This is a genomic window from Neoroseomonas marina (assembly GCF_012927745.1).
Taxonomy (GTDB): domain Bacteria; phylum Pseudomonadota; class Alphaproteobacteria; order Acetobacterales; family Acetobacteraceae; genus Neoroseomonas; species Neoroseomonas marina.
In genome coordinates this window covers 1-26,145 of record NZ_JABBKX010000016.1, presented here as the reverse complement: position 1 = coordinate 26,145, position 26,145 = coordinate 1, and the positions used below count along the sequence as shown (strand labels likewise).

At 70.7% G+C, this 26,145-nt stretch carries 26 protein-coding genes; 13 read left to right on the top strand and 13 right to left on the bottom strand.

The annotated features are described in order from the left end of the window. Positions 1-20: 20 nt before the first annotated feature. From GWK16_RS24425 to GWK16_RS24405, 5 genes are read left to right on the top strand one after another with little or no spacing between them, the layout of a single operon-like run. Positions 21-1,592: an ABC transporter substrate-binding protein gene (locus GWK16_RS24425; protein ID WP_170056591.1), complete on the top strand. Its 1,572-nt coding sequence runs from the start codon at positions 21-23 to the stop codon at positions 1,590-1,592. After that, positions 1,593-3,005 (top strand): amidohydrolase family protein, encoded by a 1,413-nt coding sequence (locus GWK16_RS24420; RefSeq protein ID WP_170056590.1) that lies wholly within the window; start codon positions 1,593-1,595, stop codon positions 3,003-3,005. A 52-nt stretch (positions 3,006-3,057) separates the two neighbouring features. Then, positions 3,058-4,032: a Bug family tripartite tricarboxylate transporter substrate binding protein gene (locus tag GWK16_RS24415; RefSeq protein ID WP_170056589.1), complete on the top strand. Its 975-nt coding sequence runs from the start codon at positions 3,058-3,060 to the stop codon at positions 4,030-4,032. A gap of 2 nt (positions 4,033-4,034) precedes the next feature. After that, positions 4,035-5,186, top strand: coding sequence for a mandelate racemase/muconate lactonizing enzyme family protein (locus GWK16_RS24410; protein WP_170056588.1), 1,152 nt, complete (start codon positions 4,035-4,037; stop codon positions 5,184-5,186). Then, positions 5,186-6,091 carry an EamA family transporter gene (locus GWK16_RS24405; RefSeq protein ID WP_170056587.1) on the top strand — a complete coding sequence of 302 codons (906 nt, stop codon included), beginning with the start codon at positions 5,186-5,188 and terminating at the stop codon, positions 6,089-6,091. The genes GWK16_RS24410 and GWK16_RS24405 overlap by 1 nt, the downstream gene beginning before the upstream one ends. 122 nt (positions 6,092-6,213) lie before the next feature. Here GWK16_RS24405 and GWK16_RS24400 read toward each other — a convergent pair whose 3' ends face one another. The 3 genes from GWK16_RS24400 to GWK16_RS24390 all read right to left on the bottom strand — a co-directional run bounded on the left by GWK16_RS24400 (position 6,214) and on the right by GWK16_RS24390 (position 9,402). Further along, the gene (locus tag GWK16_RS24400; protein ID WP_168043869.1) at positions 6,214-6,540 is read right to left on the bottom strand and encodes an NIPSNAP family protein; all 327 of its coding nucleotides are present in this window, start codon (positions 6,538-6,540) and stop codon (positions 6,214-6,216) included. 197 nt (positions 6,541-6,737) lie between these two features. Next, positions 6,738-8,351: an ABC transporter substrate-binding protein gene (locus tag GWK16_RS24395; protein ID WP_170056586.1), complete on the bottom strand. Its 1,614-nt coding sequence runs from the start codon at positions 8,349-8,351 to the stop codon at positions 6,738-6,740. 79 nt (positions 8,352-8,430) lie between these two features. Beyond that, a complete protein-coding gene (locus GWK16_RS24390; protein WP_338144561.1) occupies positions 8,431-9,402 on the bottom strand; it encodes a Bug family tripartite tricarboxylate transporter substrate binding protein in 972 nt (323 codons plus the stop codon). A gap of 151 nt (positions 9,403-9,553) precedes the next feature. Between GWK16_RS24390 and phnC the strand changes: the two genes are divergently transcribed. From phnC to GWK16_RS24360, 6 genes are read left to right on the top strand one after another with little or no spacing between them, the layout of a single operon-like run. Continuing rightward, on the top strand, positions 9,554-10,354 hold the full coding sequence (gene phnC / locus GWK16_RS24385) for a phosphonate ABC transporter ATP-binding protein (protein ID WP_170056585.1): 801 nt from the start codon (positions 9,554-9,556) through the stop codon (positions 10,352-10,354). 21 nt (positions 10,355-10,375) lie between these two features. After that, the gene (gene phnD / locus GWK16_RS24380; RefSeq protein ID WP_170056584.1) at positions 10,376-11,377 is read left to right on the top strand and encodes a phosphate/phosphite/phosphonate ABC transporter substrate-binding protein; all 1,002 of its coding nucleotides are present in this window, start codon (positions 10,376-10,378) and stop codon (positions 11,375-11,377) included. A 14-nt stretch (positions 11,378-11,391) separates the two neighbouring features. Further along, positions 11,392-12,387, top strand: a complete 996-nt coding sequence (gene phnD, locus GWK16_RS24375; RefSeq protein WP_170056583.1) for a phosphate/phosphite/phosphonate ABC transporter substrate-binding protein — start codon at positions 11,392-11,394, stop codon at positions 12,385-12,387. Further along, positions 12,384-13,286, top strand: coding sequence for a phosphonate ABC transporter, permease protein PhnE (gene phnE / locus GWK16_RS24370; RefSeq protein ID WP_338144560.1), 903 nt, complete (start codon positions 12,384-12,386; stop codon positions 13,284-13,286). Before phnD (GWK16_RS24375) ends, phnE (GWK16_RS24370) begins: the two co-directional genes overlap by 4 nt. Next, a complete protein-coding gene (gene phnE / locus GWK16_RS24365; protein WP_170056582.1) occupies positions 13,283-14,113 on the top strand; it encodes a phosphonate ABC transporter, permease protein PhnE in 831 nt (276 codons plus the stop codon). The genes phnE (GWK16_RS24370) and phnE (GWK16_RS24365) overlap by 4 nt, the downstream gene beginning before the upstream one ends. Before the next feature lie 59 nt (positions 14,114-14,172). After that, positions 14,173-14,571, top strand: coding sequence for a rhodanese-like domain-containing protein (locus tag GWK16_RS24360; RefSeq protein WP_170056581.1), 399 nt, complete (start codon positions 14,173-14,175; stop codon positions 14,569-14,571). Positions 14,572-14,669: 98 nt separating this feature from the next. Here the strand turns inward: GWK16_RS24360 and GWK16_RS24355 are convergent, their stop codons facing one another. The 3 genes from GWK16_RS24355 to phaR form a co-directional block, all read right to left on the bottom strand. Continuing rightward, on the bottom strand, positions 14,670-16,295 hold the full coding sequence (locus GWK16_RS24355; RefSeq protein WP_170056580.1) for an ABC transporter substrate-binding protein: 1,626 nt from the start codon (positions 16,293-16,295) through the stop codon (positions 14,670-14,672). 197 nt (positions 16,296-16,492) lie between these two features. After that, positions 16,493-16,912, bottom strand: a complete 420-nt coding sequence (locus GWK16_RS24350) for a helix-turn-helix domain-containing protein (protein ID WP_338144559.1) — start codon at positions 16,910-16,912, stop codon at positions 16,493-16,495. Between the two features lie 126 nt (positions 16,913-17,038). After that, entirely contained in the window at positions 17,039-17,653 is a 615-nt protein-coding gene (gene phaR / locus GWK16_RS24345) for a polyhydroxyalkanoate synthesis repressor PhaR (protein ID WP_170056578.1), read from the bottom strand. 313 nt (positions 17,654-17,966) lie between these two features. Here phaR and GWK16_RS24340 point away from each other — a divergent pair, with 313 nt between their 5' ends. Further along, on the top strand, positions 17,967-19,211 hold the full coding sequence (locus GWK16_RS24340) for an alpha/beta fold hydrolase (protein WP_170056577.1): 1,245 nt from the start codon (positions 17,967-17,969) through the stop codon (positions 19,209-19,211). Between the two features lie 93 nt (positions 19,212-19,304). Further along, on the top strand, positions 19,305-20,477 hold the full coding sequence (locus tag GWK16_RS24335) for an acetyl-CoA C-acetyltransferase (RefSeq protein ID WP_170056576.1): 1,173 nt from the start codon (positions 19,305-19,307) through the stop codon (positions 20,475-20,477). Between the two features lie 74 nt (positions 20,478-20,551). Here the strand turns inward: GWK16_RS24335 and GWK16_RS24330 are convergent, their stop codons facing one another. From GWK16_RS24330 to GWK16_RS24300, 7 genes are all read right to left on the bottom strand, one after another. Then, a complete protein-coding gene (locus tag GWK16_RS24330) occupies positions 20,552-21,418 on the bottom strand; it encodes a methyltransferase domain-containing protein (protein ID WP_170056575.1) in 867 nt (288 codons plus the stop codon). A gap of 109 nt (positions 21,419-21,527) precedes the next feature. Beyond that, entirely contained in the window at positions 21,528-22,499 is a 972-nt protein-coding gene (locus GWK16_RS24325) for an acetamidase/formamidase family protein (protein WP_170056574.1), read from the bottom strand. Positions 22,500-22,518: 19 nt separating this feature from the next. After that, a complete protein-coding gene (corA, locus tag GWK16_RS24320) occupies positions 22,519-23,562 on the bottom strand; it encodes a magnesium/cobalt transporter CorA (protein ID WP_170056573.1) in 1,044 nt (347 codons plus the stop codon). A gap of 35 nt (positions 23,563-23,597) precedes the next feature. Then, positions 23,598-24,167: a 2'-5' RNA ligase family protein gene (locus GWK16_RS24315; protein WP_170056572.1), complete on the bottom strand. Its 570-nt coding sequence runs from the start codon at positions 24,165-24,167 to the stop codon at positions 23,598-23,600. 2 nt (positions 24,168-24,169) lie between these two features. After that, a complete protein-coding gene (gene mtnC / locus GWK16_RS24310; protein ID WP_170056571.1) occupies positions 24,170-24,868 on the bottom strand; it encodes an acireductone synthase in 699 nt (232 codons plus the stop codon). A gap of 6 nt (positions 24,869-24,874) precedes the next feature. After that, on the bottom strand, positions 24,875-25,414 hold the full coding sequence (locus GWK16_RS24305) for a 1,2-dihydroxy-3-keto-5-methylthiopentene dioxygenase (RefSeq protein ID WP_170056570.1): 540 nt from the start codon (positions 25,412-25,414) through the stop codon (positions 24,875-24,877). Further along, positions 25,411-26,022 (bottom strand): methylthioribulose 1-phosphate dehydratase, encoded by a 612-nt coding sequence (locus tag GWK16_RS24300; RefSeq protein ID WP_170056606.1) that lies wholly within the window; start codon positions 26,020-26,022, stop codon positions 25,411-25,413. The genes GWK16_RS24305 and GWK16_RS24300 overlap by 4 nt, the downstream gene beginning before the upstream one ends. Between the last annotated feature and the right edge of the window lie 123 nt (positions 26,023-26,145).

Genomic DNA, 26,145 nt, shown 5'->3' with positions numbered 1-26,145 from the left:
CCGAATCGGAGGACGCGACGATGCGCCTGATCCCCGCGGCCGCCGCCGCCCTGATGATCGCCGCTGCGCCGGCGGTCCAGGCAAGGTCCTTCACCTGGTCCTTCTCGTCCGACATCCTGACGCTCGACCCGCATGCGTCGAACAACACCTTCACCAACGCCTTCCTCGACAACGTCTATGAGACGCTGGTGCGGCACAACCAGCGCCTGGAACTCGAACCGGCGCTGGCGACGCGGTGGGAAGTGGTCTCGCCGACCCTCTGGCGCTTCCACCTGCGCGAGGGCGTCCGCTTCCACAACGGCGAGACCTTCGGCGCCGAGGACGTCGTCTTCTCCTGGCAGCGGCTGAACACGCCGGGCGCGCTCGCCCGCGGCGTGCTGACCATCATCAAGGAGGTCCGCGCCACCGGCCCGCTGACCGTCGAGATCGAGACCGAGCGCCCCTTCCCCATCCTGCTCAACGCGCTGACCCAGATGCACATCCTCGATGCCGGCTGGGCGGCGGCGAACAACGCGACGGCGGCGACCAACCTGCAGGCGCGGGAGGAGACCGGCGCCTCCCGCATGGCCAACGGCACCGGCCCCTTCCGCGTACGCAGCCGCGAGCTCGACCGCTCGACCGTGCTCGAACCCTTCGCGGGCTGGTGGGACACGCCGCGGCACAACCTGACCGAGGTCACCTTCCAGCCCATCCGCAGCGCGCCGACGCGCACCGCGGCGCTGCTCGGCGGCCAGGTCGACGCGCTGGTGGAACTCCCGCTGCAGGACATCCCGCGCATCGAGGCCAACCCGAACCTGCAGGTCGTGCAGGGGCCCGAACTCCGCACGATCTACCTCGGCTTCGACCATTTCCGGGACGAGCTGGTCTATTCCGACGTGCGCGGCCGCAATCCGCTCAAGGACGTCCGGGTCCGCCGCGCGATCTATCAGGCGATCGACGTCGAGACGCTGCGCCGGTCCGTCATGCGCAACAACGCCTGGATCGCCGGCACCATGGCGAGCCCCTTCCTGAGCGGCGCGCCGACCGACATCAACACCCGCACCTTCCCCTTCGACCCCGACGCGGCGAAGCGGCTGCTGGCGGAAGCGGGCTATCCGGACGGCTTCGCGGTCGGCCTCGCCTGCCCGAACGACCGCTACGTCTATGACGAGCGGCTCTGCATCGCGATCTCGGGCATGCTCCAGCGCGTCGGCATCCGCATCATCCCGCAGTTCGAGACGGTGAACCTCTGGTCGCGGCGCATCAACAACCTCGACGTGTCGATGTTCATGGTGGGCCATGCGGGGCTGCCGCTGGCGGACACCTTCTCGACCCTGTCGGAGGTGCTGCGCACGCGCACCGCGACCGGCGCCGGGCTCAATGTCGGCCGCTGGTCGAATGCCGAATTCGACGCCCTCGTCGACCGCATCGCCGAGGAAGGCGACGAGCCGACACGCCGCGCCCTGATCCGCCAGGCGCTGCTGATCGAGAAGCGCGAGGTCGCCCACGTCCCGCTGCACCAGCAGCCGGTCGTCTGGGCCTCGCGGCGGAACATCGACCTCGCGCAATCGCCGGACAACCGGCTGCGCCTTCGCTACGTACGGGTGAATTGAATGGCTGATCTCATCGTCTCCGGCGGCACTGTCATCACCATGGACGGGGGGCGCCGGGTCATTCCCGACGGCGCGGTGGCCGTCGCCGGCGGCAAGATCCTCGCGGTCGGCCCGCGCGCCGAGGTCGAGGCCGCGCACGCCGCGCCGAAGCGCATCGACGCGCGCGGCAAGGCGATCCTGCCCGGCCTGATCGACGGCCATGCCCATGCCGGCCACGGCCTGGTCAAGACCATGGGCAGCGGCGATTCCGAGGCCTGGTCCGAAGCCTGCCGCGTCATCTACACCCTCGCCTCCCCGCCCTCCTTCTGGCGGGCGGAGGCGGCGCTCGCGGGGCTCGAGCTGCTGAAGTTCGGCGTCACCACCTCGGTGATGCTGCTCGGCGGCGGGGATTCCATCGGCCGCGTCGACGACCCGGCCCATGGCGACGCGCATGTGGACGGCATCAACGCCATCGGCATCCGCCGCGTCATGGTGCTTGGCCCCACCCGCCCGCCCTTCCCGCGCCCCTATCGCGGCGTCGATGGCAGCATCCGCGACGTGCCCTTCGAACAGCAGGCCGAGACCATCGGCACGCTGGTCGAACGCCATCACGGCAAGGGCCGCATCACCTGCGCGACGCTGATGCCGGTCTATCGCGAGGCCACGCACGACCCCGCCAAGGTCAAGGAGATCGAGGCCCAGGGCCGCATCATCCGCGACATCGGGAAGAAGGCCGGCGCGCCCTTCCACCAGGACGGCCACCGCAGCGGCTCGATCGAGATGGCCGACCGCATGTTCGGCCTGCTCGGCCCCGATGCCTGGCTGTCGCACTGCACCGACCTCACCGAGGCCGACATCGACACGCTGGTGCGCACCGGCACCTCGGTCGTGCACAACCCCTCCGCCATCGCCGCGGTGCGCGGGCATTGCCCGGCCATCGCCATGATGGACCGCGGCGTGACGGTGATGATCGGGTCCGACGGCACCGCGCCGGATCGCAGCACCGACATGTTCCGCCACATGTTCCAGGCCATGCGCTACCACCAGCGCGCCGCGCGCGACGAACGCCTGCTGCCGCCGGGCAAGGCGCTCGAGATGGTCACCATCGACGCGGCGAGGGGCCTCGGCATGGCCGACCGCATCGGCAGCCTCGAGGTCGGGAAGGAGGCCGACATCATCACTGTGGACCTGACCGCCCCGCACATGCTGCCGGCCAACATGCCGGTGCATCGCGTGGTCTACTTCGCCTCGGGCGCCGACGTCCGCGACGTGGTGGTGGGGGGCGAGGTGCTGATGCGCGACCGCGTCGCGCCACATGTGGATGAGGCCGGCATCCGCGAGGCGGCCGAACGCGAGACCGCCGCGATGCTCGCACAATCCGGCATGGCAGACATGATCGCCGAGGACCCCGGCTGGGGCCGCACCCGGCGTTGATGCGCGGCTCTCTTCGGGCCACGCTGCGCGTGTCCCGGGAGGACCCGATGCCATGATCCGACGCCGCAGCCTGCTCGCGGCCGCCACGGCGGCCGGCGCCCTGCGTCCTGCCTTCGCGCAGGCGCCCTGGCCCACGCGGCCGGTGCGCCTTCTCCTGCCTGACGGCGCCGGCGCGGGGAACGACACCACCGCGCGTCTGATCGCACCATACCTGGAAGCGGGCCTCGGCCAGCCCTTCGTCGTCGACAACCGGCCCGGCGCCGGCGGGCGCATCGGCGTCGAGGCCGCCTTCCGCAGCCCGCCCGACGGCAGCACCTTCCTGCTCGGCAATGCCGGGTCGAACGGCATCAACGCCGCGATCTACCGCGACCTGCCCTATGACCTCGCCACCGCCTTCGACCCCGTGGCGTTGCTGGTGGTCGGGCCCAACGCGCTGATCGTGAACAGCCGCGTGCTGCCGGTGGCGAATGTCACGGACCTCATCGCCACCGTCCGCGCGCAGCCGGGGCGGCTGTCCTACGCCTCGGCCGGCGTCGGCTCCTCGGCGCACATGAACATGGAATTGTTCAAGCACCAGGCGGGCCTCGACATCCTGCACGTGCCCTATCGGGGCGCCCCGGCGCTGGTGCAGGCGGTGATCAGCGGGGAGGCCCCGCTCGCCTTCGGCAACCTGGTCAACGTCATGCCGCAGGTCCGCAGCGGGGAGGTGAAGCTGCTCGCCGTCACCTCCCTGACCCGCATGCCCGACCTGCCGGACACGCCGACGGTGCACGAAAGCGGCCTGCCCGGCTTCGAGAGCCTCGCCTGGAACGGCCTGCTCGCGCCGCGCGGCACACCTGCGGCGATCCGCGAGCGTCTGCATGGCGAGTTGCTGAAGCTGCGCGGCAATGCGACGCTGCAGGAACGCGTGCGGCTGCTCGGCGGCGATCTCGTCGTCTCCTCGCCGCAGGAGTTCCAGGCGCGGATCGACGCCGACATCGCGAAGTGGAAGCGCCTCGCCGAGGCCGCGAACATCCAGGCCCAGTGAGCATGCGCATCGCCTCCGTCGAGTTCCTCGGCGTCAACGTCACCCCCAAGACCAACTGGTCCTTCCTGCTGGTTCGCACCGATGACGGCCGCACCGGCACCGGCGAATGCACGCTGGCGAACCAGGAGGCACTGCTGGAGGCCGAGGCCGCGCGCCTCGCCGTCAATGTCACGGGCGAGGACGCCCGCGCCCGCAACCGCCTCGCGCGGCTGATCCCGCATGCGCCGGGCGGGCTCGTCGCCCATGCGGTGCTCTCCGCCTTCGAGCAGGCGTTGTGCGACCTGGCGGGGCAGGAGGCCGGGCGGCCGATCCATGCGCTGCTCGGCGGCGCGCTGCGCGATCGCGTGCCGCTCTATGCCAACATCAATCGCGGTGCGAACCCGCGCACGCAGGAGGGCTTCGCCGCCGCCGCGCGCCGCGCCGTCGCGGAGGGCTTCCGCGCTGTCAAACTGGCCCCCTTCGAGCCCCTGGTCTGGGAGGACGCCGCCGACCCCGCGCAGCGCGCCGCCTATGCCGAGGGCATCGACCGCATCGCCGCGGTCCGCGCCGCGGTCGGGCGCGACATCGACATCATGGTCGACGCGCATTGGCGCTTCTCCCCCGGCGGCGCCGCGCGGCTGGTGCAGGACGTCGCCCCCCTCGCGCTGTTCTGGCTGGAATGCCCGGTCAGCGAGGCCAACCACGCCGAGATCCGCCGCATCCGGTCGATAGCGAACGACCGCGGCATGCGCCTCGCGGGCGCCGAGACGCTCGCCGGCCTCGGCGCCTATCGCACCATCATCGAGGCCGGCTGCTACGACGTGCTGATGCCCGACATCAAATACGCCGGTGGGCATGAGGAGATCCGCCGCATCGCCGCCCTCGCCCACACCGCCGGCGTCGAGATCGCGCCCCACAACCCGACCGGCCCGGTCTGCCACGCGCATTCGGTGCACCTCTGCGCGACGCTGCCGAACCTGTTGCCGCTCGAGGTCCAGTTCGGCGAGACGGATCGCTTCTTCACCCTCGTCACCGGCCACGACCTCCGCTTCGCGCAAGGCTGCGCGACGCTGCCCGCGGCGCCCGGCCTCGGCAACGCGATCGATGAGGGCGGCGCGCGGCTGACGCCCTGGCAACCGATGCCGAAGCCCTGGCTCGACCCGAGGCTCGGCTGATGCCGATCTGGGTTGGCGCAACGATCCTCGCCGGTCTGTTCCAGACCTGGCGCACCGCCCTGCAGCAGAAGCTGCGCGGGCAGCTCTCGGTCAATGCGGCCGCCGTCGTGCGCTACCTCTACGGCGTGCCGGTCGGCATGCTGTTCGTCGCGCTCTATCTCACGCTCATCGGCGGCAGCCTCTCCTCGCCCTCCTGGACCTATGCGCTCTACTGCGCGCTCGGTGGCCTGGGGCAGATCATCGGGACCAACCTGCTGATCATGTCCTTCGGCCATCGCGGCTTCGCGGTCGGCACCGCCTATTCCAAGACCGAGGCCGTGCAGGCCGCCTTCATCGCGCTGATCTTCCTGGGTGAATCCTTCGCGCCGCTCGCCTGGCTCGGCATCGCGGTATCCGTGGGCGGAACGCTGTACCTCTCGCTCGCCGGGCGCGTGACCTCCGCGCGGGAAGTGCTGGCAGCAACGATGCAGCCCTCGGCGATCTACGGGCTCGGCGCCGGCTTCGCCTTCGCGCTCTGCGCGCTCGCCATCCGCGCGGCGACGCAGACGCTGGACGGGCCGGACGCGACGCTGCGCGCGCTCGAGACCCTCGTCGTCATCAACATGATGCAGACGGTGATGCAGGGCGGCTGGCTGGTGGCGACGGAGCGTTCCTCCATCCCGCAGCTGTTCAGCACCTGGCGATCCTCGGCGCAGGTGGGCGCGCTGTCGGCCTGCGGGTCCGCCTGCTGGTTCACCGGCTTCGCCTACGCGCCGGTCGCGCTGGTGCGCGCCGTGGGGCAGGTCGAGATCCTGTTCACCCTCCTTTTCAGCCGCTTCTTCCTGAGGGAACGGATGAAGCGAACAGACGTGATCGGGGCGCTGACGGTGGTCGCGGGGGTCGTGCTGGTGCTGTTGGGGCGGTAGGCGGGGGGAGAAGGGAACTTCTCCCCCCGTACCCCCCTCAACCTTCTCTGCAACTCAAGAGAGCCAGCGCCAAGGATCCAAAGAAGGGAGGGGGCCCGGGGGAGGTTCATCCTCCCCCGCCCTTATTTCTTCAGCGCCTCGAAGAACGGCGCCGGCTTCACGATGCGGTTCTGCATCTTGATCAGGATGCCCCGCTTGCCGACCTCGGCGAGGTACTCGCCCCAGGCCGGATCGGCCGCCATCGCGGCGCGCCGGCGCTCGCGATCGGCCTGGTCGGCATAGCCCCACATATGGACGACAGTGTTCAGTTCGCCCTCGATGGTCGTGTACCAGCCGACGCAGTTGCCGAGGTGCTTCTGCTGCAGCGGCCAGCCCATCTTCTCGTAGAGCGCGACGAACTCGGCAACGCGGTTGGGCAGGCAGGTGTAGATGCGCAGGTCGACGATCATGGGATCCTCCTCACGGACGACCCAGCATGTCGCGCCCGGCCCGGCCCCGCCACCCCCGACAAACTGCGGCCCGAGGCAACGCCTCGGGCCGGGAGCGCAAAGCGCGACCGCGCCCAGACCGTCAGCGGTCGCCTTCGCGCCAGTTCACGGCGCGAAGGCAAGGCGGCCGGATGGCCGCCGCCCGCCGCCTGAGGGCATCACTGAAGACTCACCGGCACCAAATCCTGGAACCAGGATTGCACCGAGGTGAACCCCGTCACCCGCCGGCTCATCGCCCGCGGATTGAGGTCGTGCACGATAAACAGCCAGGGCGGGTTGTCCACCAGCCGCTCATGCGCCTGGGCGTAGGCGGCGGTCGCCTCGGCCGGCGTGCGCGCGGATTCCAGCCGCGTGAAGGCCGCCTCGAACTGGTCGTCGCTGAAGCCCGGCCAATTGAAGCCATTGGGCGGCGTGCCCGCACGCAGGAAGTACCGGGCCATGACGCCCGGATCCGAGGATGGCGAGGACGGGTTCAGCGACTGCACATTCGCCACCACGCCCGAACCCGGCGCGGTCCGCGTCGCCACCAGCAGGTTCGACCAGTCCGTCACCTCGAACTCGACCTGCACGCCGCAGGCCTCGCGCAGGTTCTGCTGGAGGAACTCGTTCATCGGCAGCGGCAGCATCTGCCCCGACCCCGAGGTCGAGATCATCACCCGGAAGCGCAGCGGCCGCTGGGCATTGAAGCCCGCTTCCGCCAGCAGCGCCCGCCCGCGCGCCGCATCGAAGCGGTAGCGGTGCTGCGGGTTGCCGAAGGCGGGATCGGACGGCTTCAGCCAGCCGACCGAAGGCTCCGCCGTCCCGTTCAGCAACTGCACCAGGCCCTCGCGATCGACGCAGTAGTTCAGCCCCTGGCGCACGCGCACGTCGCCGAAGGGCGTGTTCGCCCCCTGCATCTGGAAGAACCACGGCCAGACATGCGGATAGGACCCGGTCGTGACGTTGAACCCTGCCGAACGCAGGGACGGGATCGCATCCGGCGGCGGCACCTCGATCCAGTCCACCTGCCCCGCGCGCAGCGCGGCGAGCCGCGTGTTCGCCTCCGGCATCGGCAGCAACAGGATGCGGTCGAGACGCGCGCGGCGATTCGCATCCCAGTAGCCGTCATGGCGCGACAATTCGGCCGACTGCCGCGGCACGAAGCGGGACAGGCGGAACGGCCCGGTCCCCGCCGGCGGCAGCGTGCCCACGCGCGCCCAGTCGCGACCCGCGCTCTCCCAGGACTGCGGGGAGGTCATCAGGATGTAGACGACCATGTAGGGGAAGTAGGAGGCGACGCGCGTCGTCGTCATCTCCACCGTCATGTCGTCGATCTTGCGGTAGGAGGCGAGGATCGTCACCCGCGCCCGGGTGATGCCGGAACCGCCCGGTTCGAACTGCGGCGCATCGGACCGGAAGAAGCGGTCCATGTTCCAGATGACGGCATCCGCGTTGAACGGCGTGCCGTCATGGAAGGTCACGCCCTGACGCAGATGGAAGCGCCACACCTTCGGGTCGTTGACGTCCTGCTCCCAACGCTCGGCCAGACCCGGCCGCAGCCCCGCCGGCTTCGAGGCATCCGACAGGTCCCACAGCGTCAGCGCCTCGAAGATCGGGTAGCCGAGGAAGCGCATCCCCTCGAACCCGTTGTTCGGCATGCCCGTGGTGGTGGGCACGTCGGAGGCGGTCATGGCGATGCGCAGCGTCCGCGGCTGCTGCGCCAGCGCACCGCCGGAGGCCGCGAGCATCGCGGCGCCCAGCGCATAGGCGGTCACCCGCCGGAACCTGCTCATGAAACGGTCTCCTCCGTCGGCGGGGCGGCCCTCTGCCGCCCGTCGCCGCCGTGAGGAGCAAGTCACGGGCCAGGGCGCCTCATTCGGGGCGGATGTTCTGCTCCCGGATGAGCTGCCCCCACATCGCCGTTTCCGCGGCAAGGGTTTGTCGCAGCACGGCGTCGTCGCCCGGCGTCAGCGCCACGCCCTGCGCCGCCATGCGCGCGATCAGGTCCGTATCGGTGGTCGCGTCGCGCAGAGCCGCACCGGCCCGCGCGACGATCGGCGCCGGCAATCCCGGCGGCCCGAACAGCCCCTGCCAGAACACGCCGTCGAATCCCGGCAGCACATCGGCGAGCGGCGGCAGTTCGGGCATTGCCGCCGCGCGTTCCTTCGACGATATGGCCAGTGCCCGCGTCGCCCCCTCCCGCACCGCCGGCAGCGCCTCCTGCACCGCGTTGAACATGCCCTGGATGCGGTTCTGCCGCAGGTCGAGCAACGCCGCGGGCCCGCCGCGATAGGGCACGTGCACCACGTCGATGCCCGCCCGCGCCCGGAACAGCTCGAGGCACAGGTGGTTCACCGCCCCGGTGCCCGAGGACCCGAAGTTCAGCTTCCCCGGATTGGCCTTGGCATAGGCGATCAGCTCCGCCGTGTTGCGCGCCGGCACCGAGGGATGGACATGGAGCACGAAGGCGGTGCGGAAGATCATGCCGACCGGCGTGAGGTCCTTCATCGGGTCGCGCGGCGTCAGCGTCGGCTGCAACGCCGGGTTGATGGCGAGCGTCGAGGTGCCCATCAGCAGCGTGTAGCCATCGGGCCGCGCCTGCGCGACCGCGGTGTTCGCCAACGCCGTCGCGGCCCCGGGCCGGTTCTCCAGCACCATGGTCTGCCCGAGCGCACGCCCCATCCGTTCGCAGACCGCGCGCGACGCGAAATCCGTCACACCCCCCGGCGGATAACCGAGCAGCACGGAGACGGACCGGCTCGGCCAGGCGTCCTGCGCGGCGGCACGGCGCGCGAGCGCCGGCAAGGCGAGCGGCGCGAACAGCAGGGGGCGGCGGGAGATCACGGGCAATTCCTCCGGGCTCGGTCTTCTTGCCGCCATCGTGGCGGCGCGCTGCCATCGTGGCAATCGCGCGCCGCAACATCTCTGTCATGCGTCCGTCATCGCAGAGTCTCGCCCCGCTGCTACTGCGCCGCGGCCAGGGAGATCGTGCACGATGCTGGAAATCGATGGGCTGACGCGCCGCTTCGGTGCGAAGACGGCGGTGGACGGCGTGAGCCTCGCCATCCCGGCCGGACAGATGGTGGGCGTGATCGGCCGTTCCGGCGCCGGCAAGTCGACGCTACTGCGCATGCTGAACCGGCTGACCGATCCTTCGGACGGCCGCATCCGCTTCGACGGCCGCGACGTGACGGCGCTGAAGGGCCGCGCGCTGCGCGACTGGCGCATGCGCTGCGCCATGATCTTCCAGCAGTTCAACCTCGTGCAGCGGCTCGACGTGCTGACCAACGTGCTGGTCGGGCGGCTGAACCGGCGGCCGCTCGCGACATCGCTGCTGCGCATGTTCACAGCGCAGGAGCGCGCCATGGCGCTCACGGCGCTCGATCGCTTCGACCTCGCCGAGGCCGCGCTGCAGCGCGCCGACACGCTCTCCGGCGGGCAGCAGCAGCGCGTCGCCATCGCGCGCGCCCTGCTGCAGGAACCGCGCATCATCCTCGCCGACGAACCGATCGCGAGCCTCGACCCGCGCAACTCCCGCATCGTCATGGACGCCCTGCGCGGCGTGAACCGCGAAGGCATCACCGTGCTGGTGAACCTCCATGACCTCACGACCGCGCGCGACTATTGCGACCGCATCGTCGCGCTGAACGCCGGGCGGCTCGTCTTCGACGGCCCGCCCGCGCATCTCACCGCCACCCGCATTCGCGAGATCTACGGCGTGAGCGAGGAGGAATTCGCCGTCGAGGCCGCCGAGGCCGTCGGCGCCGCCCCGCGCCTCGCCGCCGTCGCTGCCTGACCACCCCGCAGGAGAAACACGATGATCACCCGCCGCACCTTCGCCGGCCTTACCGCCGGCGCGCTGATCGCGCCTGGCCTCGCCGCCGCGCAGCAGCAGCCGACGATGCGCCGCACGCTCGATGCGACGACCGCGATGCCGGAAGCCGGCCGCCGCCCCTGGGCCGAGCAGGTCCCGCAACTGCGCGTCGGCCTGCTGGGCGGCGAGAACGAGGCCGACCGCCTCGGCCGTTTCGGCGCCTATCGCGATCTGCTGGAACGCACCTTCGGCGTGCCGACGCGCCTCTTCCCGGCCTCCGACTACGCCGGCGTGCTGCAGGCCTTCTCCGCCGGGCAGATCGAGATCGCGAGCATGGGCGCCTCGGGCTATGCCGGCGCCTGGCTCGACACCAATGGCGGCGTCGAGCCTCTGGTGGTCGCCGAGGAGAATGACGGCTCCATCGCCTATGTCGCGGTGCTGGTGGTGCGGGCCGATTCCGGCATCACGACCATGGAGCAGATGCGCGGCAAGTCGCTCGCCTGGGCCGATCCCAACTCGACCTCCGGCTACCTGATCCCGCGCTTCGCGCTGCGCCGCGCCGGCATCGGCGTGGAATCCGGCCAGTACTTCTCCCGCACCGGCTTCGCCGGCGGGCACGAGCAGGGTGTCGTCGCGGTGCTGCAGCGCCAGTACGACGGCGCGGTGACCTGGGCCTCGGGCCAGGGTGACGTCGCGCAGGGCTACAGCCGCGGCAACCTGCGCGCGATGGTCGACAAGGGCATGCTCAACATGGCCGACCTCCGCGTGATCTGGACCTCCGATCCCATCCCGAACGGCCCGCTGACGGCACGCAGCGCGCTGCCGGCCGCCTTCAAGGAGGACATCAAGCGCTTCCACCTCGCCCTGCCGAAGGCGCATCCGGACATCTACCAGCAGATCGAGCGCGGCGGCGGCACCGGCTACCGCGAGGTCACCCACCAGACCTTCGAGCTGATCGTCGAGCTGCGGCGCGAGGAAGCCGCCGCCCGCCGTCGCCGGTCCTGAACGGAGGCCGCCCCGTGCTGACGCGCCGCCTGCTGCCCGCGCTTGCCGCGACGCTGCTCCCTGGCCTCGCGCAGGCGCAGGCCCTGCCCGGGCGGCGCCGCACGCAGGACCCGGACGTGACGATGCCGGAACCCAGCCGTCGCGCATGGGCCGACCAGGTGCCGGTGATCCGCTACGGCATCATGGGCGGCGAGAACGAGGCCGACCGCCTCGGCCGCTTCGAAGGCTACCGCGCCCTGATCGAGCGCACCTTCGGCGTCCCGACGCGGCTCTTCCCCGCCTCGGACTACGCCGGCGTCATGCAGGGGCTGTCGGCGAAGCAGCTCGAGCTCGCGGCCCTCGGCCCCTCCGGCTATGCCGGCGCCTGGATGGACACCGATGGCGGGATCGAACCGCTGACCATCACGCAGCAGGGCGACGGGTCGATCTCCTACGTCTCGGTGCTGGTGGTGCGGGCGGATTCCGGCATCACCAGCCTCGAGCAGATGCGCGGCCGCTCGCTCGCCTGGGCCGATCCGAATTCCACCTCGGGCTATCTCATCCCGCGCTTCCAGCTCCGCCGCCTGGGCATCGGCGTGGAGTCCGGCCAGTATTTCGGCCGCACCGGCTTCGCCGGCGGGCACGAACAGGGCGTCGTCGCCGTGCTGCAGCGCCAGTACGACGGCGCGGTGACGCATGCCTCGACGCTCGGCGATCCCGCCCAGGGCTACAGCCGCGGCAACCTGCGCGCGATGGTGGACAAGGGCATGCTGCGCATGTCCGACGTCCGCATCGTGTGGACCAGCGAGCCGATCATGAACGGCCCGCTCGCCGTGCGCACCGACCTGCCGGCCGATTTCAAGCGCGACATGCAGACCTTCCAGCTCGCACTGGTGAAGTCGCATCCGGACATCGCCCGCCAGATCGCGCGCGGCGACACGATCGGCGCGGTCGAGGCACGGCACGAGGACTACGCCCTGTTCGTCGACATGCGGCGCGAGGAAGCGGCCGCGCGTCGCCGCCGCTCGTGAGCGCATCGAGCCTCGCCCCCCTCCCCGCGGTGACCCGCGGGGAGGAAGCCTTCCTTGCCGCGCGCCGCGCGAAGCGCCGCCAGATGCTGCTCGGCGGCGCGCTGCTGCTCGCCTGCCTGCTCGCCGCCGCCTGGGTCAGCGAGGCGCATCCCGCCACGCTCTGGGCCGGCCTGCCGCGCATCGGCGAATACTTCGCCCGCATCCTGCCCGACCTGCGCTGGCACGCGCTGCTGGCCGACGCCGAGACCGAAGGCTCCATCGCCTTCTGGCTCTACCGCCTGCCCGAATGGTCGCTGCTGATCCTCGAGACGGCGAACATGGCCGCCCTCGCGACGCTGCTGGGCTCGGCGGCCGCGCTGCTGCTGGCGTTTCCCGCGGCACGCAACATCGCGCCCTCGCCGCTCGCCTTCCACCTGGCGCGGCGCTCGCTGGAAGCCCTGCGCACCGTCCCCGAGATCGTCTACGCGCTGATCTTCGTCTGGGCCTTCGGCGTCGGGCCGCTCGCCGGTATCCTCGCCATCGCGCTGCATTCCGCCGGCGCCAACGGCAAGCTGTTCGCCGAGGCGATCGAGAACGCCGACCTCAAGGCCTGGGACGGCGTCGAAAGCGCCGGCGGATCCTGGCTGCACGCCTGCCGCTTCGCCGTGCTGCCGCAGGTGCTGCCGAACATCCTGTCCTACCTGCTGCTGCGCTTCGAGGTGAACATCCGCTCCGCCAGCGTCATCGGCTTCGTCGGCGCGGGCGGCATCGGCGAGGAGCTCTACAAGGTGATCTCCTTCAACTACTACGAGGAGATCAGCGCCATCGTCCTGCTGATCATCCTCACCGTCTCGATGGTCGACCTGCTGTCCGAACGCCTGCGCCACGCCGCGATCGGCCGGCTGGAGGCGGCGCGATGAACGCCGATGTCGCGATGTGGCGGGACCGCATGCCCGCCGCCTTCGGCGCCACCCCGGTGCAGCGCGCGATCCGCGCTGCCGGCTGGGCGCTGTTCCTCGCCTGGCTCGCCGGCGCGCTCTGGTGGTTCGGGTTCACGCCGCAGCGGCTGTGGAACGGGCTGTCGGGGCTCGCGACCATCGTCCGGTTGATGATCCCGCCCTCCCCGGGCGAATTGTGGGTCGAGATCCTCAAGGGCATGGCCGAGAGCGTCGCCATGGCCTTCCTCGGCACCGTCATGGCCGCGCTGGTCGCGGTGCCGCTCGGCTTCCTCGGCGCGCGGAACATCGTGACGAGCGTGCTGCTGCGTTTCTCGCTGCGCCGCCTGCTGGACGGCTTCCGCGGCGTGGACCAGCTGATCTGGGCGCTCGCCTATGTCCGTGCCGTCGGCCTCGGCCCGCTCGCCGGCGTGCTCGCCATCTTCACCGCCGACATCGCCGTGCTCGCGAAGCTCTATGCCGAGGCGATCGAGAATGCCGAGCGCAAGCAGGCCGAAGGCGTCGTCGCCGCCGGCGGCGGGCGTCTCGCCGCCATCCGCTTCGGCGTGCTGCCGCAGGTCGCGCCCGTCATGCTCGCCCAGGCGCTGTACTTCTTCGAAAGCAACACGCGTTCGGCCGCCATCCTCGGCGTGGTCGGCGCAGGCGGCATCGGGTTGCAGATCGCCGAGCGCATCCGCGTCCGCCACTGGGACGAAGTCGCCTTCATCATCATCCTGATGATCGTGACGGTGGCGATCATCGACGCCATCTCGGGCCGCGTCCGCCGCCGCCTGATCGGCGCCCGCGCCTGAGGGGCGTTGCCGCGCGGACCGCCGCGCCGCATCCTCCCGCCGTCACACGGGAGGCGAGGATGAAGAAGGGCTACAAGGCGCTGCTCGAGGAAGCGAACGCGGTCATCGAGACGGTGCCCGTCGACCAGGCGCTGCGGCTGCACGGCGATGACGGCGTGGTCTTCGTCGACCTGCGCGATCCGCGCGAGATCCAGCGCGAGGGCCGCATCCCGGGATCCTTCTCCTGCCCGCGCGGGATGCTGGAATTCTGGATCGACCCGGACAGCCCCTACGCCAAGCCGGTGTTCCAGGAACCGAAGCGGTTCCTTTTCTACTGCGCGAGCGGCTGGCGCTCCGCGCTCGCGGCGCGGACGGCGCAGGAGATGGGGCTCGAGAAGGTCGCCCATGTGGGCGGCGGCTTCACCGCCTGGAAGAATGGCGGCGGGGCGGTGGAAGTTCCCGAACCGAAGAAGGGCTGACCAGGAGGGGCCTTGCCCCTCCCGGACCCTCCCCACCAAAGGCCGAAAGGCCTTTGGAAACCGATACCTTTCGGCCCTCGGCGGGGTGGCCTCGGTCCTCAACCCATGCTGATCGGCGTCAGGTCCTGGAACCAGGACTGCGCCTGCACGAAGCCCCTCACCCGCGCATGCATCGCGCGCGGATTCATGTCGTGGGCGACGAACAGGAACAGCGCGTCGTCCACCACCTTGTCGTGCAGCTGCTTCAGCAGCGCGTCCTGCGCCGCGGGGTCGAAGGTCTCGTAGACCTGGTTGATGATCGCGTCATAGGCCGGATCGTTCAGGAAGCCCCAGTTGTTCGCCGCCGGCGGCGTCAGGTCCGACTTCAGCAGCCGCACCAGCGCCGTGAAGGGATCGAGCGCGGTATAGGACACGTTGATCGCATCGCAGCCGCGCGAGGACGGCGCGCCCGCGCCTTCCCGCCAAGTGCCGAGCAGCGAGTTCCAGTCGAACACCTCGAAGGTCACCTCGATGCCGACCTCCTTCAGCATCTGCTGCAGCGCCTCGTTCATCGCCAGCACCTGCATCTGCCCCGAACCGGAGGAGGAGATGGCGACCTTGGTGCGCAGCGGCGTGCGCGGCGTGATGCCGGCCTCGGCCAGCAGGCGCCGCGCGCCCGCCTGGTCATAGGTCAGGCGCGGGCTGCGCACCGGGTTCCACGGTCCGCCGACCGGCACCAGCCCACCGCCCTCGAGCATCGTCCCCGCCAGCATGTCCTTCATGCCGGTGCGGTCGATCGCGAGGTTCGCCGCCCGGCGCACCCGCACGTCGCGCCAGGGCGAGCCTTCCTTGAGGTTGAAGTGCCAGGTCCAGTTGTGGCCGTACTGGTTGGTGACGATGTTGAACCCGGCCTGGCGCAGCGACGGGATGGCATCGGGCGGCGGCGCCTCGACGAAGTCGACCTGGTTGGACCGCAGCGCGGCGACGCGCGTGTTTGCCTCGGGCAACGGCAGCAGCGTGACGCGCGCGACCTTCGGGATGCGCCGCGCCTCCCAATAGTCGGGGTTGCGGGCGAGGACGGCGCGCTCGCGGATGCTGAACGCCTCGAGCTTGAAGGGCCCGGTGCCGATCGCCTGGGTCAGGAACCGGTCGTTGTCGCGCCCGGCGGCTTCCCAGGCACCGCGATGAGTGATGCCGACCCAGGTCGCGCCATAGGGCACCAGGCTGTCGACCGTGCGGGTCTCCACGATGAAGGTGTTCTCGCCCTCCGCATACCAGTTGGCGATGGTCGGCATGCGGCCGCGCACCTGGGCCGACCCGCGGGGGTCGAATTCGGGCGCATCGTTCCTGAAGGCGCGGTTGTAGGAGAAGACGACGTCCTCGGCCGTCATGACCTTGCCGTCATGGAACCTCACGCCTTCGCGCAACGTGAAGATCCAGCGCTTGGAATTGGCCGGATCGACCCGCCAGGCGGTGGCGAGGCCGGGGCGCAGAGGCGCCGGCCGGTCGCTCATCGACAGGTCCCACTGCACCAGTTGGTCGTAGATGGTGATGCCCATGAAGCGGTGCCCCTCGGCGCCCTGGTCGGGCATGCCGTTGGACAGCGGGACGGCGGAGGCGGTCATGCCGACGCGGAGGTTGCCCGCCGGCGCCTGCGCCTGCGCGAGGTCGTAAGGCAGACTCGCGGCCATGCCGAGCGCCGCGCCACCGCTCAGGAGGCGCCGGCGGCTGAAGGTCGGATGCATCAAGGTCTCCGCTGCATCAGGGTTGCTGCGGAGCAGCATAGGCGACCCTGCCCAGACCGCGGGCAGTCAAGCAGCAAAAGGCGCCTGATTGAGCCGAAAATTTCCGATCTGCCCATCGAATGGGCGGATCCGGGCATGAAAAAAGCCGTCCGACATCGCCGGACGGCTTGATCAGGCGGGGCGCTGTCCGCCCCGGCTCAGTCGTCGCGATCGCGTTGCGCGGCCTGCGACTGTGCGGCGAGGGCGCGGGCCATCTGGCTCAGCGCCTCCTGGTGCTTGTCGTTGTCGATCAGCGCGAAGTTCCGCGCGAGTTCGAGGAACATGCGCTGGCGCGGGGAGACGGGCTGCGCCTCCGAACCCGGGCCAAGCCCCTCGAAAAAATAGGAAATCGGGACGTCCAGAACCTGCGCGATCTCGAACAGGCGGCCGGCGGAAATCCGGTTCAGCCCGCGTTCGTATTTGTGCGCCTGCTGGTAGGTGACGCCGATCATGCGCGCGAGCTGCTGTTGGGACAGTCCGAGCGTCGTCCGACGTTCGCGAATGCGCGCGCCCACGTGATGATCCACCAGGCTCGCGCGCTGGGTGGAGCTGTCGTCGTCGGCGGCCGCGTCGTTCACGGACGCCTGGGGGGGGATGGGCAGGTTCATGACACCGCCTTCGAGGCTACACCGCAGCACTGCAACAGAAAACTAGATTTTCTACTTATGCGAGCATCACGGTCACGTGACGTTCCTTACGACAGCCTAATCCTTCGATCGCGCGCCGCGCAACTTCGCAAGTTCCTGCCGCAGGGCCTCGATCTCCGCCCGCATCGCCTCGACCTCCCCGGACGGGGGGGCGGAACCCTCTTCCCGGCGGCCGAAGGGGGCGAACAGGCTCATGGCGCGCTCCATCATCGCCATGTTCTGCTTCCCGAGTTCCTCGAGGTTCCCGAAATTCGGCGGGAACGGCATGAAGCCGCCCATGGTCTGCTCCATGGTCCGGCGCATCTGGTCCTGCTGCCGGCCGAAGGAGGACATGGCGAATTCGAGGTAGCGCGGGACCAGCCCCTGCAGATTGTCGCCGTAATAGCCGATCAGCTGCCGCAGGAAGGCCGTGGGCAGGAGGTTCTGCCCGACCTTGCTCTCTTCCTCGACGATGATCTGCGTCAGCACCGACCGCGTGATGTCGTCCCCGGTCTTGGCGTCGTAGACGACGAAGTCGCGCCCGTCGCGAACCATCTTCGCAAGATCGTCCAGGGTGACGTAGGACGAGGCCTCGGTGTTGTAGAGGCGCCGGTTCGCGTACTTCTTCACCACCACCGGCGGGGCCGTCGCCTCGCCCGCCTGCCCACCGGTCGTCGCCGTGCTGCCCGCCATGGGTTCTCCGCTCTCTGAACCGCCCCTCAATGCGTCAGCCTAGCACGCTCTTTGCGGTGCAGCGAAAGGCGCAATCCGCACGTTCCGTCGCCGGCCCGCGCAATGTATGGTCCGGCCCGGCGAGGAGCCCCGATGGAACGGCCTGAGGATCTCGACAGCCTCGCGGAGGACTGGATCGCGCTGTGGCAGAGCGAGATCGCCGGATTGGCGGCCGATCCCGAACTGGCCGAGCAATGGGCCGCCTGGGCCGCGCTCGGGGCGGCGTGGATGCGCGCGGCCACCGCCATGGCGCCCCGCTACCCGGCGGGTGGGCATGACAGCCCCCCTCCGCCGCCGCGGCCCGCGGCCGCTGCCGCTCCATCTGGGGCTGGCGGGCCTGCGGGCGCTCGCCGCGACGAGCAGCCTGCCCGGGACGCCATGGCTGACCGCCTGGCGGAACTCGAACGCCGCCTGGCCGATCTCGAAGGCGGGCCAGGCGGAACGCGACCGGATCCTGGCCGCCCTCGCCGCCGCCGGCCACGGTCCTGAGGCCTTCGGCACCGCCGTCCTGAACCGGCTGGCGCGGGCCGACCGCGCCATGATCGGCGGGCTTGCCGCCTATCGCCGCCATCCCTGGCAGCGCCGCATGACCGACCCGCCGGCGATCTGGACCGAGGGCGGATCCCGCCTGCTCGACTTCGGCGGCGATGGTCTCACGGTGCTCTTCGTTCCTTCGCTGGTGAACCGCGCCTATGTGCTCGACCTGACGCCGCGGCGGTCCCTGATGCGCTGGCTACCCGGCCAGGGTTACCGCACCCTGCTGCTCGACTGGGGCTGGCCGGGCGAGGCGGAGCGCACCTTCACCCTGACCGACTATGTCGCCGGGCGCCTCGAACGCGCACTGATGGCAGCGCCCGGGCCGGTCGTGCTCGCGGGCTACTGCATGGGCGGGCTGCTCGCCCTCGCCGCGGCGCTGCGCCGGCCGGACCGGGTGCGCGCGCTGGCGCTGCTCGCCACGCCCTGGGACTTCCACGCGGGCCCGGACGGGCCGCGCCGCGCGCGCACCGCCGCCGCGCTGCTCCCCGGCCTCGAGACCATGATGGCGCCGACCGAGGCCCTGCCGGTCGATGCCATCCAGTCGCTCTTCGCGCTGCTCGATCCCTTCGGCATCGCGCAGAAGTTCCGCGCCTTCGCGCGGCTCGACCCGCAGTCCGAACGCGCGGAACTGTTCGTCGCGCTGGAGGACTGGCTGAACGACGGCATCCCCCTGCCCGCTCCCGTCGCACGGCAATGCCTCGCCGGCTGGTATGGCCGCAACGAACCGGGGCGGCTCGCCTGGCACGTCGCCGGCCAGGTGGTGGACCCCGCGGGCTGGGATGGCCCGGCCTTCGCCGGCATCCCCCACCGCGATCGCATCGTCCCGCCGGAATCCGCGCTCGCCGCCGCGCTGCGCTTGCGCGACGTCAAGACTCACCTCGCCCCCGCAGGGCACATCAGCATGGTCGCCGGCGGCGGCGCCGAGACTGCGCTGTGGCACCCCTTCCGCGCGTGGCTCGACACCGTTGCCACACCGGCCTGAAGCGCAGGCCGGACCCGCGCAGGCCATGCTTGTTCCGCGCCCCACCCGGGCGCATGCTGCACCGCAATGCCCCCGAAGGGAGAAAAGCCAGTCATGACTGAAATCGTCATTGCCTCTGCCGCCCGCACGCCGGTCGGCGCCTTCAACGGGGCCTTCGCCTCGCTGCCAGCCCATGTGCTCGGCACCGTCGCCATCAAGGCGGCGCTGGAACGCGCCAAGGTCGAAGGCGGCCAGGTGGACGAGGTCATCATGGGCCAGATCCTGTCCGCCGGCTCGGGCCAGAACCCCGCCCGCCAGGCCTCCGTCAACGCCGGAATCCCGGTCGAGCACACCGCCTTCGGCATCAACCAGCTCTGCGGCTCCGGCCTGCGCGCGGTGGCCCTCGCCGCCCAGCAGATCGCCTCGGGCGACGCGAAGATCATGGTCGCCGGCGGCCAGGAGAGCATGACCCAGGCGCCGCACGCCCAGCAGCTGCGCGCCGGCCAGAAGATGGGCGACCTCGCCCTCGTCGACACCATGCTGCGCGACGGGCTGATGGACGCCTTCCACGGCTACCACATGGGCAACACGGCCGAGAACGTCGCCCAGAAGTTCCAGATCACCCGCGCCGAGCAGGACGAGTTCGCCTTCAACTCCCAGCGCAAGGCGGGCGAAGCGATGAAGGCCGGCCGCTTCAAGGACGAGATCGTCCCGGTGACGGTGAAGGGCCGCAAGGGCGACGTCGTCGTCAGCGACGACGAGTATCCGAAGCCGGACACCACGATGGAGGTGCTCGCGAAGCTGCGCGCCGCCTTCGCGAAGGACGGCACGGTCACCGCGGGCAACGCCTCGGGCATCAATGACGGCGCCGCGGCCGTGGTGGTGATGACGGCGGCCGAGGCCGCCAAGCGCGGCATCACGCCGCTGGCGCGCATCGTGTCCTGGGCGACCGCGGGCGTCGACCCGTCGATCATGGGCACCGGGCCGATCCCGGCCTCCCGCAAGGCGCTGGCCAAGGCGGGCTGGAAGGTCGACGACCTCGACCTGATCGAGGCGAACGAGGCCTTCGCGGCGCAGGCGCTCGCGGTGAACAAGGACCTCGGCTGGGACACGTCGAAGGTCAATGTGAACGGCGGCGCGATCGCGCTGGGCCATCCGATCGGGGCCTCGGGCGCGCGCGTGCTGACGACCCTGCTGTTCGAGATGCAGAAGCGCAACGCGAAGAAGGCGCTCGCGACGCTGTGCATCGGCGGCGGCATGGGCGTCGCCATGTGCGTCGAGCGCTGACGCAGGATGACGGCCGGAGGGGCGCGCCCCTCCGGCTCACCCCGGGCCGCTGACGGCCGCCCGGCCGCGACGGTTCAGACGAGCAGCCGCACCACCCACTCCCGGCGGACCGCGCCCGGCAGGCGCTCGATGCGCACGGCGTCGAAGCCTGCGGCCTGGCCCTGTCGGATCCAGCTCGCATCGTCGCGGGCACGCATGAAGAAGGCGGGGCTCTGGAAGGGCTCCTCGCCGGGGAAGACCACCCAGGACAGGCAGGCGAGGCCGCCGAGCTGCGGCACCTGGACCTGGCGCGCGAGGAAGATCGCGCCCTCGCCCAGCGGCACCTTCATGTGCTCGACCCACTGCCCGCCGAGGGCGGCCTCGGCGTCGAGATCGCCGTGCAGCAGGGCCATGCCGCCGGGGCGCAGGACGCGTCGGAACTCGCGCAGCACCCCGGCTTCCTCGGCTTCGTCGAGGAAGTAGCCGAAGGAATTCCACATGTTCAGTACGAGGTCGACGGAGCCGTCGGCGAGCGGCAGGTGACGCATGTCCGCCGCGGTGCAGGCGATCGGGGCCTGCGCGCGGGCGATGCGCAGGCAGCCTTCCTGCAGGTCCATCGCGACGACATCGAAGCCACGGCGCGTGAGCTCCAGGGCGTGGCGCCCGGTGCCGCAGGCGATGTCGAGGATGCGGGGTGCGCGCGCGCCGAAATGCGCCGCGACGATGCGGCAAACGAGATCGGCCTCGCGCGTGGTGACAGCGGCTTCGGTGAGGTCGGAATCGGTGGGATCGCGTGGGAAGCGGGCGGCGATGGTGCGGTAGGCTTCGCCGAAATAGGCGTGTTCGCCCGGCTTCCACCAATCCGCGTCGGGCCTTGCGACCGTGACGAAGTCCTCGGCCCGGCAGCCCCAGAGGTGCTTCGCCTGCTCGGTCCGGACCTGCCGGAACCTGCGCCCGATCACCTCTCTCAGCACATCCCCGCCTATCGGTACCCGGGTATCGGTTTCCAAAGGCCTTTCGGCCTTTGACAGGGTGGGTCCGGGAGGGGCGGCGCCCCTCCCGGTGCTTCCGTCAGAACAGCAGCCCCTTCCTGAGCATCCCGTGCACCCCCTTCTCCCCGTTCACCGTCTGGGTGACGCGGAAATCCACCGCGAGGGAGCAGAACTGGTACGCATCGGCGTCGGAGAGGTTCGTGCGCGAGCAGATGAAGGCGATCATCTCGCGCAGCGCCTGCTTCATGGCGAGGTCGAGGTCCTCGTTGAGGCCCATGGTGATGTAGTGGGTCCTGGTCTCGGCGCGGGGAAACTTCAGCACCGGGTCGCGCGATCCGCCGCCCTTCACCAGGGACAGCCGGAAATGCCCGGTGAGGCAGATCTCGAGCGCGTTGATGCAGACCTCGCCATCGCCCTGCACGCCGTGGCCGTCGCCGGCGGAGAACAGCGCGCCCTCGTTGAACACGGGCAGGTAGAGCGTGCTGCCCTCGGTCAGTTCCTTGTTGTCGAGGTTGCCGCCGCTCGCCCGCGGTTCCTTGGTGTTGATCATCCCCCAGTCGCGCGGCGGGGCGACGCCCATCACGCCGAAGAAGGGTGCCAGCGGCAGGTCCATCCCGCCTTCGGACGGCCCGAAGGGCAGGCGGCAGGTCATCGCCGCCTTGTCGACGGGGATGTGCAGCGTGCGGCGGTAGGGAAAGTCCTCCGGCAGCGTGCCGAACAGGGGCCGGAAGCCGCAGAAACCCCAATCGGCGCCGAGCTCGATCTTCTCGATGTCGATGCGCAGCGCGTCGCCGGGCTCGGCGCCCTTCACCTCGATCGGGCCGGTGATGACGTGGGCGCCGAGGCGCGGGAGCTTCTGGTGGATCTCCCGCAGCACCGGATGCACCGCCATCATCTTTTCCTGCGGCGGCATCTGCTCGGGCCCGCCGGAAAGGCATTCGAGGATGACGACCTCGCCCGGGTCGATCGACGCGACCGGCGGGAAGGAGGCATCGAAGGCGCCCCAGCGGCAATTGGTCAGCGATGCGGCGACGCGGGTCGGTTCGGCCATGCGGAACGTCCTTGCGGGTCTAGAGCCAGCCTTTGCGGCGGAAATACCAGATCGGGAGGATGGCGCTCACGATCATCATCAGGAGGGCGACCGGATAGCCGTATTGCCATTTCAGGTCGGGCATGTATTCGAAGTTCATGCCGTAGATCGAGGCGAGCAGCGTGGGCGGCATCAGCGCGACCGAGGCCACGGTGAAGGTCTTGATGATCGCGTTCTGCTCCACGTTGATCACGCCGAGCACCGCATCGAGCAGGAACTGTGCCTTGTTGTTGAGGACGTTCGCGTGCTCGACCAGGGAACGCACGTCGCGCACCAGCGTCTTGATGAGGTTCTGGTTCTCCTTGCGCACCGCGGTCGCCTTTTCCGCCCCCACGAAGGTCAGGATGCGGTTGAGGCCAAGAAGGGTTTCCGAGGCGCGCGTGGTGACGTCGCCGACCTGGCCGAGGGTGATCAGCGTCTCCTTCAGCTGGTCGTCGCGGCGGTTGGCCTTCACGTTGGCCCGCGCGGCGCGGAAGGTGCGCTGGGAGGCGCGGTCCATGTCGGCGCCGACCCGTTCGAGCACGTCCGCGAGGCGATCGACGATCTGCTCGAACAGGTGGAGCATCACCCCGTCCGCGCTGGCCAGCAGGTTGCCCGGCTGGCGCTGCGCGCGCGCGCCGAAGGCGCTGAAGGCCTTCGGCGTGGCATAGCGCACGGTCACGAGCGAGGTGCCGGTCAGCACGAAGGTGATCGCCGTCGAGCTGTATTCCCCGGCGTCCACGCCATAGAGGAAGTTCGCGGTGAGGAAGAGCGCGTCGCCCTCGCGATAGAGCCGCGACGAGCTCTCGATCTCCTGCATCTCCTCGCGCGTCGGGACCTCGAGGGACAGCGCCGACTGCACGGCCTTCTCCTCGGCCGGGGTCGGGTTCAACAGGTCGATCCAGACGGCGCGGCGCAGGGCGTCGGGCTCGCAGGCGGCGGCGGCGGCGGCCTGGGCCTCGGCGGGCAGCACGGCGGTGATGTCGGAGACCGCGCCCTCGCGCACGCGACAGCGGCCGTCCTCGACCGTCCAGGTCGTCAGCATGACGGGATACCTCCGCTGTGGGCGTTCAGCGGCTTCTAGACGCTTGCCGCGGCATGCGCCAACCCACTTGGCAGGTGATGACTTTGCAGGACCGTCACGGGGCGGAAATGCACCAGTTCCAGGCATTCCGCACGGGCCGGACGTAGCGCCGGCCACAGGGGCGCGAGGGTATCGAGGGCGCGCCCCAGCCACCCCGGATCGCCGGCCGGCCCGCCCTTCGCGAGCGTGACATGCGGAACCCAGGCGCCGGGCCGGTAATGCGGGTCGCCGGGGAGCCCGGCGAGGACTTCGGCCAGCGCCCGTTGACGCAGAAGCAATGCCTCGGTCACGACCGGGGCCAGGAAAAGCACGGGCAGCGGCATGGCGAAGACCCCGAAGCCCGCGAGTGTGACATCGACCGCCGCCCATTGCGCGGCGCAGCCGGCGACCGCCTTGCGCAGGCGCGCCGGGTCCGCGGCATCGGGATGGATGCTGAGCGTGACATGCGGCGGATAGCCGAGCGCCAGGCTGTCATTGTGCAGCCCGGCCACGGCCAGGGCGCGCCACATCGCCTCGATGGGCGCGGCCGCGGCGGCGTCGAGGCGCAGCGCGACCGCGTAGGGCACGCTCAGCCCGCCGCGGGCAGGCCGAACAGGCGGGCGACGCCGGGAAAGTCCGCGGCCTCGGGGTGTCGGCCGCAGGGCTGCGTGCCGTCGGCCGGGCGCACCAATTGGCAGGTCCGCATCCCCGCCGCCGCGGCGGCGTCGAGTTCCTCGGCGACATCCGAGAGGAACAGGACCTCCCCGGCCGGCAGGTGCAGGCCCGCGGCGATGGCGGCATAGGACGCCTGGTCCCGCTTGCCGCCGACCTTCGTGTCGAAGAAGCCGTCAAAGAGTGGCGTGAGGTCGCCCGCGACGGAATGGCCGAACAGCAGCTTCTGCGCCTCCACCGAGCCGGAGGAATAGACCGCGAGGCGGAGCCCCGCCCGCGACCACGCCCGGAGGCAGGGCGCGACGTCGGGCCAGAGATGCCCCTTGAGCCGCCCATCCAGGTAGCCCGCCCGCCAGATCAGCCCCTGCAGGGTCTTGAGCGGCGTGACCTTGGCGTCCTCGGCCATCCAGATGCGCAGGGTCGAGCGCGGGTCCTGCTCGCGCGCGATGTGGCCGACCTCGGCCATCACCGCGGCGACGGCGGGTTCTTCCTCGTGCGCGTCGAGGAAGGCGTCGAGCTCGGCCTCCGCGAAGGGGAACAGCGTCTCCTTCACGAAGGCGATGGCGCTCGTCGTGCCCTCGATGTCCGTCAGGATGCAGGTCGTGGGCACGGCCATGCGCGCTCAGCCCACCGTGACGGGGATGCGCGCGGCGATGTCGCTGCCGGTGTAGTGCGGCGTCCACCCCGTGGTGTCGGTGAAGACGCGCAACGCGGTGACGTGCGGGACCTCCCCGGCATCGAACCAGTGCTTCGTGTTCGCCGGCACCGAGATCAGGTCGCCCGTCGTGCAGTGGGCGTCGTAGATCTTGCCGTCCACATGCATGACGAAATTGCCCGCGCCCTCGTGGAAGAAGCGGATTTCGTCCTCGGTGTGGATGTGCTCGGAGAGGAACTTCGCGCGGATCGCATCCTTCTGCGGATGGTCGGCGGTCAGGCGGATGACGTCGGCCGTGCCGGCCTTGGTCTCCTTGAGGAAGGCGTCGAGGTGCGGGCGATAGGCCGCGAGCACCACCTCGGGCTCGGCGCCCGCCGGCAGGGCGGCGACGGGCCAGCGCTCGAAGCGCACGCCGATGGGGCGCAGCGCCTCGGCGATCTGCGCCGGGTCCTCGGTCTTCAGCGTCTCGGCGCCGGTCGCGGCGTCGCGGATCGTCAGCAGGCTCATCGCGTGTGCCTCCCTTCCTCCAGGTGACAGAGCAGCATGAATTCCAGCGCCTCGAGCCGCGTCATCGCCGCGGCCATGTCGGCACCCCAGACATATACCCCATGACCGCGGATGATGTAGCCGGGAGGCGCATCGGACGTGCGGTTCCACAGCGCGTCGAGCACGGCCTGCAGTCGGGGAATGTCCTGGTCGTTGTCGAGGACGGGGACGGCGACCTCGGTGTCGTGCGTCGGCCCGCCGGGGAAGGCCTTGAGCAGCTCGAACCCCGCGAGGCGGATCTCCGCCCCCGCCCGGCGCGAGAGCACCGTGTTGGCGACGGAATGGCCGTGCACCACCGCCCCGGTGCCGGGGAAGCGGCGGTAGATGCCGCAATGGAGCAGGGTCTCGTAGGAGGGCCTGGCGCCGGGTTCGAGCGAGGCCCCCTGCCCGTCCACCAGCATGACGTCGGCAGGCGCGAGCATGCCCTTGTGGCGGCCGGACCGGGTGATGGCCATCCGATCGGCACCCAGCAGGACCGAGATGTTGCCCGCCGTCGCCGGCACCCAGCCCATGGCGTCCATCCGGCGCCCGGCGGCGGCGATCGCGGCGGCGGCGTCCTTGAAGGTCATCGGCGCAAGGCCCCAGGAACGGCGAGGCCCCCCCCCGCGCGCCGGGGGGGGGGGGGGCCCCCGCCGCGGGGGGGAGGGGGGGGGGGGGGGGGGGGGGGGGGGGGCCGGGGGGGGGGGGGGGGG